This is a genomic window from Flavobacterium xizangense (genome assembly GCF_054075145.1).
In genome coordinates this window covers 1-234 of sequence record NZ_JBSIPG010000342.1, presented here as the reverse complement: position 1 = coordinate 234, position 234 = coordinate 1, and the positions used below count along the sequence as shown (strand labels likewise).

Here is a 234-nt window from a genome sequence, read left to right as displayed (position 1 = left end):
ATGACTGGGAAATGCGTGAAGATGTTCAGGCTAAAGTAGCTAAACTTTGGGAAGAAGCTACAACTGAATCATTGCCAGAAATTGGTGATTTAGCAGGTTATAGAAGCGATTTCTTAAATTTATTCGGATTTGAAGTTCCTGGTGTTGATTACAACGCAGATACTAACGAAGTTGTTAATATAGAAAGCATCAAATAATACTATTTTTACTAAGTAAAACGAAAAACCATCAGCC

General features: G+C 34.6%; 1 pseudogene. It reads left to right on the top strand.

The features are described 5' to 3' along the window. Positions 1-197 (top strand): annotated as a pseudogene (locus ACWA1B_RS23700) (bifunctional NADH-specific enoyl-ACP reductase/trans-2-enoyl-CoA reductase); the annotation flags it as partial. Positions 198-234: the final 37 nt, after the last annotated feature.